The organism is Vibrio sp. A2-1 (assembly GCF_021728355.1).
GTDB lineage: Bacteria > Pseudomonadota > Gammaproteobacteria > Enterobacterales > Vibrionaceae > Vibrio > Vibrio splendidus_K.
Genome location: NZ_JAKKCO010000001.1, coordinates 1,052,701 through 1,065,943, shown reverse-complemented (window position 1 = coordinate 1,065,943; position 13,243 = coordinate 1,052,701). Strand labels below are relative to the sequence as shown.

General features: G+C 40.9%; 11 protein-coding genes. 2 read left to right on the top strand and 9 right to left on the bottom strand.

Annotated elements, in window-relative coordinates; genetic code table 11:
- Positions 1-251: 251 nt before the first annotated feature.
- From L3V33_RS04495 to L3V33_RS04455, 9 genes are all read right to left on the bottom strand, one after another.
- Positions 252-779: a DUF4823 domain-containing protein gene (locus tag L3V33_RS04495; protein WP_237289345.1), complete on the bottom strand. Its 528-nt coding sequence runs from the start codon at positions 777-779 to the stop codon at positions 252-254.
- Positions 780-891: 112 nt separating this feature from the next.
- The gene (locus tag L3V33_RS04490; protein WP_237289343.1) at positions 892-1,443 is read right to left on the bottom strand and encodes a nucleotidyltransferase family protein; all 552 of its coding nucleotides are present in this window, start codon (positions 1,441-1,443) and stop codon (positions 892-894) included.
- Entirely contained in the window at positions 1,443-1,730 is a 288-nt protein-coding gene (locus L3V33_RS04485; protein WP_065205828.1) for an antibiotic biosynthesis monooxygenase, read from the bottom strand. Before L3V33_RS04485 ends, L3V33_RS04490 begins: the two co-directional genes overlap by 1 nt.
- A gap of 916 nt (positions 1,731-2,646) precedes the next feature.
- Positions 2,647-3,504, bottom strand: a complete 858-nt coding sequence (locus tag L3V33_RS04480) for a hypothetical protein (RefSeq protein ID WP_237289342.1) — start codon at positions 3,502-3,504, stop codon at positions 2,647-2,649.
- A complete protein-coding gene (locus tag L3V33_RS04475) occupies positions 3,504-4,358 on the bottom strand; it encodes an ABC transporter ATP-binding protein (RefSeq protein ID WP_171310849.1) in 855 nt (284 codons plus the stop codon). The genes L3V33_RS04480 and L3V33_RS04475 overlap by 1 nt, the downstream gene beginning before the upstream one ends.
- Complete coding sequence (locus tag L3V33_RS04470) at positions 4,355-4,726, bottom strand: GntR family transcriptional regulator (RefSeq protein WP_237289340.1); 372 nt, start codon at positions 4,724-4,726, stop codon at positions 4,355-4,357. Before L3V33_RS04470 ends, L3V33_RS04475 begins: the two co-directional genes overlap by 4 nt.
- A gap of 224 nt (positions 4,727-4,950) precedes the next feature.
- A complete protein-coding gene (locus L3V33_RS04465; RefSeq protein WP_237289331.1) occupies positions 4,951-6,696 on the bottom strand; it encodes an EAL domain-containing protein in 1,746 nt (581 codons plus the stop codon).
- 859 nt (positions 6,697-7,555) lie between these two features.
- The gene (locus tag L3V33_RS04460; RefSeq protein WP_017079599.1) at positions 7,556-8,035 is read right to left on the bottom strand and encodes a type II secretion system protein; all 480 of its coding nucleotides are present in this window, start codon (positions 8,033-8,035) and stop codon (positions 7,556-7,558) included.
- A gap of 249 nt (positions 8,036-8,284) precedes the next feature.
- Positions 8,285-10,291, bottom strand: coding sequence for an EAL domain-containing protein (locus L3V33_RS04455; protein ID WP_237289329.1), 2,007 nt, complete (start codon positions 10,289-10,291; stop codon positions 8,285-8,287).
- Between the two features lie 812 nt (positions 10,292-11,103).
- On the opposite strand from L3V33_RS04455, the gene L3V33_RS04450 reads away from it, so the two are divergent.
- Both L3V33_RS04450 and L3V33_RS04445 read left to right on the top strand, forming a co-directional pair.
- Entirely contained in the window at positions 11,104-11,793 is a 690-nt protein-coding gene (locus L3V33_RS04450) for a response regulator transcription factor (RefSeq protein ID WP_054547152.1), read from the top strand.
- Entirely contained in the window at positions 11,786-13,135 is a 1,350-nt protein-coding gene (locus L3V33_RS04445) for a HAMP domain-containing sensor histidine kinase (RefSeq protein WP_054547151.1), read from the top strand. Before L3V33_RS04450 ends, L3V33_RS04445 begins: the two co-directional genes overlap by 8 nt.
- Positions 13,136-13,243: the final 108 nt, after the last annotated feature.

Below are 13,243 nucleotides of genomic sequence, written 5' to 3'. Positions count from 1 at the left end.
TCAGTATGACGAGAGAGCGCAGCAGTTAGTGGTCGCGCGCGGTTGATGAGTTGATTAGTTACTAAGCTAATAAATTAATAAGCTAACAAGTGGGGGCATGTTCGATCTGATTGGGCTTTTAGTCAATGGTTTTAGTACAGAGGTAAAGTTTTGATTCGATAAAGGTTAACTATGTTAACTACGGCATCATAAGGTAGAGTTGATGTTGTCTACGCAATAGAGCTCAATTATTGAATCACCACGATAAATACTTAATTCAATAGGCTAGCCATGAATTCGCTGACCGGCTCTGACAATAAATCTTGTGGGTGGTCACCGCCAAAGGTAGCTAGCCCGCTTTTTCCTTCGATTATGCCAGACTTAATAATTACTTTTGTTTTAACATCAACAACTGTAATTTTTACCCTTACTTTATCTGGCTTTGCTGACCATTCAGTCGCGCGATCTTCCCAGTGTAATATGGTAGGAAAAATTAAGTAGTTGAACTCATTGCTTTTCGCATATTCAAGGACAAAATTGTAATCAGCTGCTTGGTTAGCGATTGCGACGTTGTTTAGTTTTGTGAATAACTCTGATTGAAGAGCTTTACTCACCATTAGTCCTGAGCCTGAATAATAGTGCTTCCCATACTCCCCATTCTTTGAGCGGGCAATTAAAACTGAATCACTTGTTTCAAATTTAGCTGTCGAGTTTACATCCGTAATCTGAAGTTTATGTGTATCAGCACACCCAATGATAACTAAGCTTAAAAGTATTGGTAACGCACGTATGATCGACATAATAGCTACCTTATATGAGTATGAGATAATATTAACCATAGTTTATATCAAACATATTAATGTATAAAATTGGCAACTAATTAGTACGAGCGACAAAGGCACTTTTCGGACTCTAACAACTAATAGTTAACTTGGACCACTGGGTAAGCCAGTCCTTGGATTGTACTCTTTGACCAAAGATATCTCGGCTACGCTTTGGATTGGGTGTGATTTGCAAATCAAACAAACTCTCTAAACCAAAAGATGAAATACACTCGATGTCTCCATTAAGATTTTGCTTTACGGCGACTGCGGTTTCTTTCTCTGGCCAGTAACTCATCGCATCCAATGAGCCTTGGTAAGGTTCATCTCCATTTCTAGTGTGCATGCAGGCTTGATTGCGAACTTGCCAATGCAGTTCGGGTAAGCATTGTTTAAGCTGAGCCTCGTATCTAAAATCCGATTCGTAAGAGGTATCAATGGGATCAAAGTAGATCACATCAATATCATTGAGTGGAGTCGGGGAGGCATAGCCATGTAGGTGATCCCAAACGAGGTTTCTCACAAAGCCTGCAGCAACATAACACTGCGGTAAATCCAACTGAGAGACACAGTCTAAAACCTGCATTCGTAAGGGATCCTGTTTGATCAATGTGACGATACTATTGGCAAGCGGATGTATCATTATGATGTCGGAACATCGGTGACTTGATAATGACGAGTCACGTTCTTGGAAAGATCACCCCATTCAGACGTTTTTACTCGCTGTTGGTGCGCTTCGAATGCTTCTCGGCTAGTGAATTCTTCATACACTTCAAAGCGATTAGGTTGAAGCGTGCTTTGACTGACTCGAAACACGATACAACCAGGTTCTTCCAGTGTCAGTTCTTTGTGTACAACCAAGGCTTGTGTGACGGATTTTAGGTCGTTGTCTGGCACTAGAATATGCCCTTGCAGAATTACTTTACTCATAATTACGTCCATTTAATTTTATTCACTACGGCTTTCTTCTATAAAAAGCTCTACCCATTACAAACATAATCCCATTTTGATGTTGTGACGTATAGGCTGATGTGGCGATTAATTGTTCACATTGAAGATAGGGTTGGTTACGCTGTAACTTTGCGGGTAAGGTGAGTAATAAAAGATAAGATGTTGGAACTAAATCCGCGTTGGTCCGGTCTATTAAGTACGTATCATTGAACTGTATTGATACTGAAATGAATTTGTCATCTGAGATAACTAATCTAAATTTCGAACAACGGCTTAAGATATTAAATTGGTCCATAGTTGGTAGCTAGGTCATACTTTGATGTAAATGGTACTCAAAACTCTATAAATTTTGTGATTTGTATCATTGATCTGGACATCAAACACCGTTAGATTCGAATGGTTGGCAATAAAAATAGCTCATGAAGAGCAGTTAAAGAAAAGGAAATATCCCTTATGAAAAAAATGAGAAGAGCACAGCTTCATCGCGTTCGCATCCAATACTGGAAAGACACAGCGAAAGAAGCTTCAAAGAAATAAGCTTTAAATCGTAAAGCTTTAAGATAAAAAAAGCTGAAAAGCTTAATCAAATGTAAAACGTAACAAATCGATTTCATTAGCACTCTCAAGGACCTTCATCTGGTCGGCGACTAAAGAAATCATCCTCCAAAGAGCTGACAGGCATTAACAACAATGCATTCAATGTCAGCTCATTAATACCTCCTCTTAGATTCTCTTGTCGCTTCACTCTGTTACTCCTAACTAAAACCCTTTTGTCCCTTTGTTCTTGTTACCCATATCTGTATTGGCAAAGTCGTGATCAAAAAAAGCTCCCGATTTCTCAGAAGCTTTGATTTAGATTTTGATATCTGATGTTATCCGATCAGGATAGATGACTCTATCGTTGGAACAGCGTCTTCAAGCTTACATCGTCCGTTCTATTCAATTTCAGGCTCAGTAGATAACCACCAACACCAATCAATGCGTAAATACCTAAAGATAAAATAGGCGCTTCTGCAATCGCGCTGAATGGGTTGCTTGCTATGAGCACATTCATTGGTAATGACGCAATGAGAGATAGGAAATCATTGATGCCATAGAACCCAAACACGGCGACAGAGAGGAACTTAATCGCATAGCTTGAGATAAAAATGACAAGCAGCGGAGAGTTCACCAGCTGCGAAATAGCTAGAGTGATAGTTGCCAGTGGCAATAAAACCAGTGCAACTAACATCATTCGTCCAAAAAACACGACCCAGTTGCTCAGCACATAAAACAGAGATCGCTGCTCAACCAATAGCGCCAGTTGTTGCTCACTTGAGACGTTCAATATCCAGAATAGAAAATCTGCGAACAGCACTAACAATGCACAGATAGCCGGAATAACCACTAAACCGAAGCCTAGCTTCACGCCGTGAGTCATTGCATTGGATACCGGCATACTTCTCCAAAACATTGAACTGCCTTCTTGGCGTTCTTTACGCAGCGTTTTAGGGATATATAGCGTCGACAGGATCAGTGAAATAAGGCCCGCGCCAAAGTAGATTACTGAGTTGAGATCTTGTGCGAACTCTCTGTGGATGTCGCTCACGTCACCATTCACTTGCATTTCAAAGAAAAACTCATGTTGCGCTGCGCCATTAAAGAACAGACCAACGAACAGTAAGAAACCACATAATGCGACAAACAGAGGCAATCGAGTGTTAACTTTGTGCTCGATGAGTTCTTTTTCTAGCATGTAAAAACTTGGATGCATTATGCCTTCTCCGTCTGTGTTGCAAGGAATAGGTCTGCTAGACCAACGTTATAGATGTTACCCAGTGATTCAACCTGCGCTTTGTATTGACCTTCTAATAGCCACTTAGTCGTCCCTAACCCAGGCTGAGAGGTGAGTGGGTTAAGTTTCTGTATCTCGCTTGAATGGTTGTTTGCGACTTCGATAATGAAGTAGTCGTGCTCGATGTCTTCCATGCTTTTTTGCAGGACACAATGACCTTGCTTCAAAATCAGTACATCCGTTAATAGGTGTTCAATTTCTGAAACCTCATGGCTTGCAATGATCATGGCGCGTTCACCGTCGTGGAACCATTCTAGTAGGTGGCGATAAAAAGTATCGCGGTACAGCAAATCTAAGCCCAGTGTAGGCTCATCTAAGATCAACACTTGAGTGTCAGTCGCGATGATGATCGCAAGGTGAAGTTGTACTTTCATCCCTTTAGAAAGCTGCTTGATAGTAGAAGACAACTTAATGTTGGTGCTGCTTAATGTCTGCTCTGCTTTTTGCTTGTTGAAGCTAGGGTGCACACCTTGTGTGTATCGAAGCAGTTGTTTAACCGTCATCCACTCTGGTAACACGTTAACATCTGAGATGTACGACAAGTGCTGCATGAGCTCAGCGTGCTGGTGGATAGGGTGGTAGCCGTTTACTTCAATCTCACCTTGATAGTTGTGTCCACCAAGCAGTGATTTGATCAGAGTCGATTTACCTGCGCCATTGTGGCCCAGCAGACCAAGTACTTGCCCTGGCTTTAACTCAAAGCTGATGTTTTCGACACCCACTTGATTTGAATAGGTTTTGGTTACGTTTTTCACGGAAAGTAAAGTACTCATGACTTGTCCTTTATATGTTGTGCTAGCTGTTTCACGAGTTCTTCGACACTCATATCAATGATGCCTAGCGTCTCAGCGATGGCTGGGATCTGTGTGTTGATGAATGATTTGTGTGCAGACTCTTTCAATTTTTGAAGTGCCCCTTCGGCCACATACATGCCTTGGCCGCGTTTTTTCTCTACCAAGTCTTCATCCACCAGTAACTGATAGCTTTTCATGACAGTAAGGTGGTTGATCTTGAGATCGGCAGCAACCGCACGCACAGAGGGTAATGCTTGTTGCTCTAACCAAACACCTTGAAGAATTTGGTCACTGATCTTTGCGGCAAGCTGCCTAAAAATCGGTTGGTCGTCTTTCCATTCGGTCATAATTAAAACTGCATGGTGATATACATGTGTATAACACTAACCTTTTTATTCGAATTGGCAAGGGTTTTATGAAAATGGATCGGATATTTTTATATTTGGATAAAGCATGTTTGGCGGGGAGGGTACTTGAAGCCAACGTCCTTGTGGGCTTTCAAGCAGCTGTATGAGCGATGATTATTTGAATAGGAAATGGTGTTGCTCGTCAAGATTTCTGTTAGGGGGGCCTATTGCTCCTCTGAGTTATTGGGCCGGCTATACAGATAGCCTTGATGTAAGTTGTAGCCTAGCTGACACAAGATATATTGCTGCCTGCGCGTCTCGACACCTTCATAAATCATCGTGATATTTGATAAGCGTCCAATCTCAGAGATATTAAGCAATACGCCCTGATGGTGCTCTCCTGACTCGATATCCTTAACAAAGCAACGATCCAGTTTTAGATAGGTCGGAGAGATAACATTGATGATTTCGATGTTGTTATTGCCTGTACCAAAGTCATCCAGAGCGATGGTGATACCAAGCTTTTTGATATCCTTAATGTTATCGATAACCTCGCATCCATAGCCAATGTTCGAATATTCAGTAATCTCGACGACAAATTCATTCGCTTCCATCGCGGCTAAATGCTCTCTGAGCCTTGCGAAGTTCGACCCCACCAAAGCGCTCGGACACACGTTGACACCATAGATCTCATGGCTGTTGTGTAATTTGGCTTTTCTGACCGTCTCGATGAGCAAGATAGTGTGAAAGGTGAGTAAATTGGTGCGTCTCATGGTGTTGATGAAGCTTAAAACGCCGACGTTACGAACTCGAGATAGCAACTCGTAATACAGAACGCTGTTGTCTTCGGTGTTGATGATGGGCTCTTCTTCAAAGGAGATGTGTTTCCAACGAAATAGGTAGGTTATAAAGCCCAGAATATAGGAGCGATAAAGCAGTGTGGCGAGAATCAGAGAAAGCGCAGTCCACAGTACGACAATATCGTCACTGTAAAAGGCAATGGTTGCGCCGGTAGGAAGCGGTGTTTGATAGATAGCTTTACTTTCTTTACCAAGGTTCAGAATGTAATAACCATTCTTCTGGATAGAGACCGAGTCGACTAACAGAGGCAATAGTGAGTTCTTGTATCGAGCTTCAATAGAGCGTGTAGAAATACGCACCGTTAGGTCAATGTCACGCTTAGTATCTACGAAGCGTGAATAAGCGAAATCGGTACTATCGTAAAAGTCATCAACTTGATCAAGGTTTACCATTTTCGAGCGTGTTTTGGAGATATAACATGAACCATAAGACGTAGTCATGATGACAGAATCTAGGTTGAGTGAATGTCTTAATGAGTGCACAGCCCCTTGGTTATCACAACCATAGAGCATGATTTCTTCAGCAATATGTTTGGTGTTTTCGCTGTATTCATCTGCAATCTTCGTCGTATAAAGGATTTGGAAAAAGTAGACAACGAAGAGGAAAAATGAAGAGATGGTAAACACGGTTATCAGAGCCTTAATCAGTTCTCTATGATAGGTGTTGAACATCATTTTCAACATTTCTATCTGACTGGGCTTGAATTGATTGATGTCGTACTTTGATGCGACGCAGTTTGTAGAGCTCTTATCGAGATCGATGAAGTAACCCACCTTATAAAGGTTAGAGATAAGTTCGCTATTATTATCTATCTTTGCTTTTTTACATAAGTTTCGATATTTCTTTCTTATTGAGGCGATGATGTTTTTTAATGCATACAAACTAAACTCTTCATCAAAATGTAATTTAAAAGACTCTTCAACATCTCGTGCAGATTGAGGGTTAGATATTGATGAGTGCTCAATAAGGTATTTGAATACAAAACTCTCTTTACTATTAAGACTTTCCTCTGATATCTTATTGCTGTTGTTCTTGATATATATCTTTTCTTCATTGTAGATCAGTTGCAAGCTCTCATTATTGTTGTTTATATTGAAAGAACAGTGCATGGCTCAACTCCTAAGCGACAGTTATTATATTTATGTGATTGATGTGTATTGGCTGGGATTTTCATTCAACCTAAGAGTCCTTTCCAAATAATATAACCAAAATGTCACCATTTTCTCTTAAGATGTTGATACTAATCGCAGAATTTGGGCTTGAATGAAAGGTTATGGAGATGTTCATCCAAAAGTTGAATTTATAAATGAAAGCCAATGATTTACAAGGGATAAAAGGGATTTATCCATTTGTTTTGGTATTTATCCATTTCACCGCTTCTATGTGGAAGATTTAGCTACTGGATTTAGAGGTTTCTAATGTAGCTTTTGATGGTATTCATTCGGTTTATTGATGTGTGAGATTTATCAGAATTTTTCAGGATAAACTTAGATTATGTCAATTTATGTAATATTAATTACAACTTAATTAAGACATGATTTTAGTAATTGAATTATATGGCTAGATGATGGAATTGATAATATTGTATTTTGAGTCTGCTTTATTTGTATTATTACGTATTATTAAATAATGAAATTTTTAGGTGGGAAGTTTTAGATAGCACGAGGATGCTATTTATAATTATATAATTATATATTTATACCTATCTATTTACGAAAGGTGTTTAACCAAAACACTATTGATATCTATATCAGAAATGCACCTATGTAGATCTTTACAGGCTAATTATAAAAAATAAGATATGAATTAAGTTCATGTTATAACGTAAACAGCACTTAAAGATGTAAGTAGCAACAACTTAACCCTATTCGTATTATTTTTGAACAAATTTATCGTAACCAGATGATATTCAAAGATCTGTCTCGATGGCTTAGCTCTAACTTCTGAATGAGTAAAATCGTTGAGTATTTAACATGCGCCATCAAGTACGACGATTTGAGGTTCTTTTTCTGGTTGATAGAGTACCTGACAAAAGTCACCTTCAGGTGAATAGGTGTAGTTATCTGCGTCAAAAGAGATAGCTGCTACTCTTTCGGCATTGCTGCCAGGATCGACTTCTTTGTTGATCACGTGAAGCTCTGTTCTGTCGATATTGAGCAGTCTTCTTAGTGAATCCACATAAGCTATTGGGTAGCCGTGACAGACGTAGTAGGTTTCAATTTCCGTTTTTTCTACATAGTTGCACTCTCCCTCAACGCCAGCAATCGCAGACTTGGCGTAAATCATATCGATACCGGTACGTAGGTTACCCGCTACGTCGTGTATTTTACTCGCACGGGCGCTTCCTTGAACGTTTAAGAACTTGACCATAGCCGTGGCAGACAGGATAGCCAAAATTAAGACTGCGATGATAAGTTCTAAGAGAGTGAAGCCGTTTTGTCTTCTCATATTTACCGATTATTTGATCTGATTGAGGGGCTGCATGAGGGTAATCTAAATACCAAAGCCATTACAGAAGGTAGGTATATCTATTATATGGCTTACAGGTTGATTATTCTCAATAATTGCATAATAAACAATACTTTAACTTCGGTTTGTCGTTGTTGGCCGCAATGTAAGCATACGTAAGCGTTGATACGGGTATCACTCTCTGGACTACGAAGTGTTCAAAACTCTAACTTATTGATAAATAAGTTTTTAAATGTCTATTAATCGACCCGTTAAAAATTGTCTTTCGACTTCATTTGACGGGATGGGCTTACTAAACAAGAACCCTTGAAGATACTGGTACCCACAATCGATCAAGAACGATTTTTGCGTTTCGGTCTCGACGCCTTCAGCAACTACTTTTAGCCCCAGTTTATCGCAGATAGCATGAGTGGCTTGGACTATTGCTTTGCTCCCTTTGTGCGAACCATGGACAAAACTTTTATCGAGTTTAACGGTGCTAATTGGCAAGTCATGCAACATTGAGAGTGAGGAGTACCCTGTGCCAAAGTCATCAAGGTGAAGTTCTATGCCTAATTTTGATATATCACTTAATGCTTGTCTGACTTCACCATGCTTGAAGATCATGGAAGACTCCGTGATTTCAAGGGCAACGCTTTGAGGCTGGATGTTGTAGAAGTTCAGCATTGCCAATAACTGTTCGGCAAAGGTAGCGTGCATCTGAATACTCGAGATATTGATGCTCATCATCAACTCATTATCAAACTCTCGTTGCCACATCGATAACTGTTTGAGTGCGGAATTGAGAACCCATTTTCCGAGAGGAACTATTTGCCCACTCTCCTCCGCTAAGGTAATAAATTCGTCAGGAGCTATGTCACCTAGTTCTTCGTCCGACCATCGAAGTAAGGCTTCAAATCCTTTCACCTTGTCGCTGTTAGTGTTCATTATCGGTTGGTAATGAAGGTTGAGGTCGTCATTCTCTAAGGCATGCGTGAGTCGATGACGGATCTCTACCTTGCGGTGAAGGGTTTGTGCTAGACAAGGTGTAAAAGTTTGAAATCGATTTCGTCCATTTGTTTTGGCCATATGCATCGCCATACCCGCTTGCTTGAGCAGTGACTCTTGATCGACGGCATTATCAGGGAAATGAGCGGTACCGATGCTGCAACCAACAGACAAGGTGCCAATCCCTCTGATGTGGAAACTCTTGTTCAAGGCTTCAATAATACGAGAGCAGAGCAGCGGGATATTGTGATTTCGGCAGGCGTGGGCAATAACAATGAATTCGTCGCCACCAAATCGACCGATCATGCACGTTTCGTCGACGAGGTGTTTAAGACGTTCGCCAACCTGCTTAAGTAGTTGGTCACCGACACTGTGTCCATAAGTATCATTGACCAATTTGAAGCCATCAAGGTCGACAAACATCAACTCAAAGGGCGAGCGATAGGCAATACTGGTTTCCAAAAGGTTGGTGATACCGCGGCGATTGTAAAGCTCAGTTAAACAGTCGTGCTCAGCGTTGTATCTGGCTTTGATCAACTTCTCTTTCTGTTTAGTTGTACAGGTGAGGTTTAACAGAAGCTCGCTTTTATCAAATAGCCATTTTCCTTGAACGTCAAAGTGATGAATTTTGTTATCTATTTCGCAGCTGACTTCTTCTAAAATCTCGCGGCCTTTACGCGCAGCAAACAACCATTGTGCTGCTGCCTCTTCACTTGAAACGAAGTCGGATAGGGTACTAAACGGTGAACCATAGCTTTGAAAGAATGCGGAGTTAGCGCTCACTACGTCTCCCGAGTTATCAAATAGAAGGGATAGATTTGCGCCATCAGAGCAAGCTAAGTCGTGCTTTAGGCTGCCCTCTTCGGCAATGACTTGTACCAACATCCCAGTTCGACCATCGGGCAATGGGATCCCAGAAAATAGGCATAATGCACGTTTGGAAATGTGGTTTGGCGTGAAGTTCCACCATGTTTTGATGCTTTCGTTACGTAGAAATTGTCTTTGGTATTCTTCCAGTGTTGCTTCTATCGCTTTTGACATCTCGACACTAAAGTCACGTGATGTCAGCTCAAACATCGACTCAGACTCCCAGAGGGGGAGCGCGTTACTATTTGCCCAAGTTATTCTTTTATTATCAATATCATATATCCAAATAGGACACTTGAGATGCTCGAAAGGTTGATAATTGGTCATCATATTGAACTCGGTGAACTGATGTGTTGGTCGAACAGTGCCTACCGAACTCATGCATTCAGTAGGCGCTTATCAAATTGAATTCTGGTCTTCAACAGCCGTTAAAAGCCGTGTTGAAGAAGAAAAAAGTGCTACAGAAAGGAGCGCGCTATAGAACTCACAGTTGAAGCCCATCTTTTGACGAATGTTATTTTTGGCGCGACCTGAATGTTTATCCAAGAATTTGCCTGCGCTTGAATCGGATTCACTATTTCTTGTTTATTGTTATCAGCTAATAACTGCGTTGAAAATAAAGGGGGGCTGGTCAGTAACAGTGAAAGCGGTTTATTCATCTTAAAGTGGACCCTGTGTGGTAGTGGTGATTAGCAAATGCTGGATCGAATTATCAATTTCATGAATATTACTTGAAGAAGATATTGCTTAATAGCGCCTGCCGAGGCCCTGAAAATGCAAAACACTGGCTGGTGGGTAACGTAATCGTTTTCTTTCGACTGTTGAACGATATGTTCGGATTTTAAACCTATAAATATGTCATTTGTCAGTGATATTAACCGACAAGTCATTACTATTTGGAGGGTTTATTTGATTGGGTTTTGTAAATGCCTTAAATGTAAGTGTGAGTAAGAAAATAAAGCAAACGTAAGCGTTGTATAGGCAATTAAAACACCGTGAATAGCGAGTTATTGATGGCCAACCTTCTTAAACTAAGGCGTACTGGTGGTTAAGCACTGCGTTTTGTAAACGTGTATGTACAAAAGTGATTACAATATTTTGCGTACGGTAAAAGTGAGGCTCGAATCACAACATTGATGATATATGAGCAGTATATATACTGCCCTCGCTTTTAATAAATACGGGTGATAGGAATGTCGAAAACCAAAGTGCTCATTGTCGAAGATGACCAAGAGATAGCTCGTTTAACTACGCTTTACCTAGAAGCTGAAGGCTACGATGTTAGCGTTGTTCATGAAGGGAATTTAGCACTTGAAGCGATCCGCAGTATTGAACCTGATTTAGTGCTGTTGGACTTGATGCTTCCAGGCATGAGTGGCGCTCAAATTTGCCGTCAGGCTCGAGAGTTTTACAATGGAATAATTTTAGTGTTGACCGCCTCTGCCGATGAAATGAGTGAGGTAAGCTTATTTAAGTTTGGCGCGGATGATTACGTTGCAAAGCCTATTCGTGGCCATGCTTTGTTGGCGCGAATTGAAGCGTTATTACGTCGAGCTGCTCCTATTGCTATCGCGCCAGAAAAAATGGCTGAAAAGCAATGCGATATTGTGATCAACAATATTGCTCAAAGTGCCACTCTGTATGGGCAAAATCTTAAGCTTACTTCTGCCGAGTTTGAAATCTTAAACCTTCTTGTGAATAACATCTGTCAGGTCGTGACTCGAGACCAGTGCTGCCAGTTATTTAGAGGGATTGATTATGCTTTTAATGATCGTTCTATTGATATGCGAGTTTCCGGTTTAAGACGAAAACTACGCATTCACGCAAAAGACAAACAGTTGATCCGTACGGTTCGCAATAAGGGGTACATGCTGGTTGCGTAAGTTCATGACTGCGAAACTTCGTTCTGTTTCGATGTTTGCTCGATTGTATCTTGGGATTGTGGTTGGTATGTCGGCAACGATCTTTTTGTTTGTGAACCTAGGTGAAGGGCACATGCGAAGAACCGAGATCGAAACTTTCCTAAATGATGGTATTTACTTCGTTGAGCAGTATACCCGTCAGCACAATCAATATAATTCACTTTATAAAGAACTCGATAGAACAGGCTACCAACAATTTTATATCTTCAATTTACGCCTGTTAGATAATTGGTCGGGAGAGGCTCCATGCCAACGATGCGAGTTATTTACCACTTTAAATGGTGTACCTATATACCTCAGTGATAACGATCTGTACTCGGCGGTGTTTCAACTTCCAAATTCTAAATTTAGTTTCGCGTTCAGTGAGGTAGGGGATTTTTTCTCTCCTGAAATTGAATGGTATGAAGATTCAGAAAGAAACTTTTTACTCGGGCTTTTGTTCGCCATTATTGTCGCGATCGGCGCAAGTGTTTACTTACCTGTGAGGCGTTTTCAAGAAAGAATCGAGTTGCTAGTTGAGAAGCAAAAACAGTTTGGTCGAGGGAAACTCAGTACTCGTTCTGATCTAGACGACATTCATCCAGTGTCTGATTTGGCCAGCAGCTTTAACTTCATGGCGGAAGAGATCGAGAGCAAAGTGAAACAAAGCCACATCTTTGCTCAAGCTATCCCACATGAGGTGCGCACCCCGCTCAGTCGTATTCAGCTGGCGACCGATATTCTAAGAAGGGGAGCCCCCGACCATCATCAGGCGCTTTTCGATGATATTGATACCTACATTGAGGATATCAACGATCTCACTTCAGAAATTATCATGCTGTCGAAGTTGAATGTCATGGATAACTCATTCTTTGAGCTCGTTAAAGTGACCTCTGATCTTCATGAGTACTGTCTCGATCGTATTCGTTACTCTCAGTTAGACAATGTGCTCTTTGAATCCAAAGTAGGGCAAGATTGCAAGATTAAGTGTGACTGCTCAATGGCACGTTTGGTCTTCGATAATATTCTCAAAAACGCGGGTAATTACACGCGCGATGAGGTGTGGATGACACTGGATGAGAATTCAGAAAATTGGCTAGTGGTTATTGAAGATAATGGTTCTGGAATCCCAGAAGACAGTCGTGATGAAGTATTTCTTCCGTTTTCCCGTCTAGATTCAAGCAGAACCTCAACAACGGGTGGTTTGGGGTTAGGCCTCGCGATTGCGATTTCAGCGGCTAAAAAGCTTTCTTGGGATATCAAAATCGATGACAGCAACCATGGTGGAGCTAAGTTCAGTATCGTGATTCCTAAGACCGTATAACTGGGCGCTCTGAGGGCTACTTAGGTTCTAGGTTCGTAAAATAACAAAGCCACGGTCGAATACCGTGGCTTTTTAGTATGCTCATTTACATAATAGTGACTGCTTAGA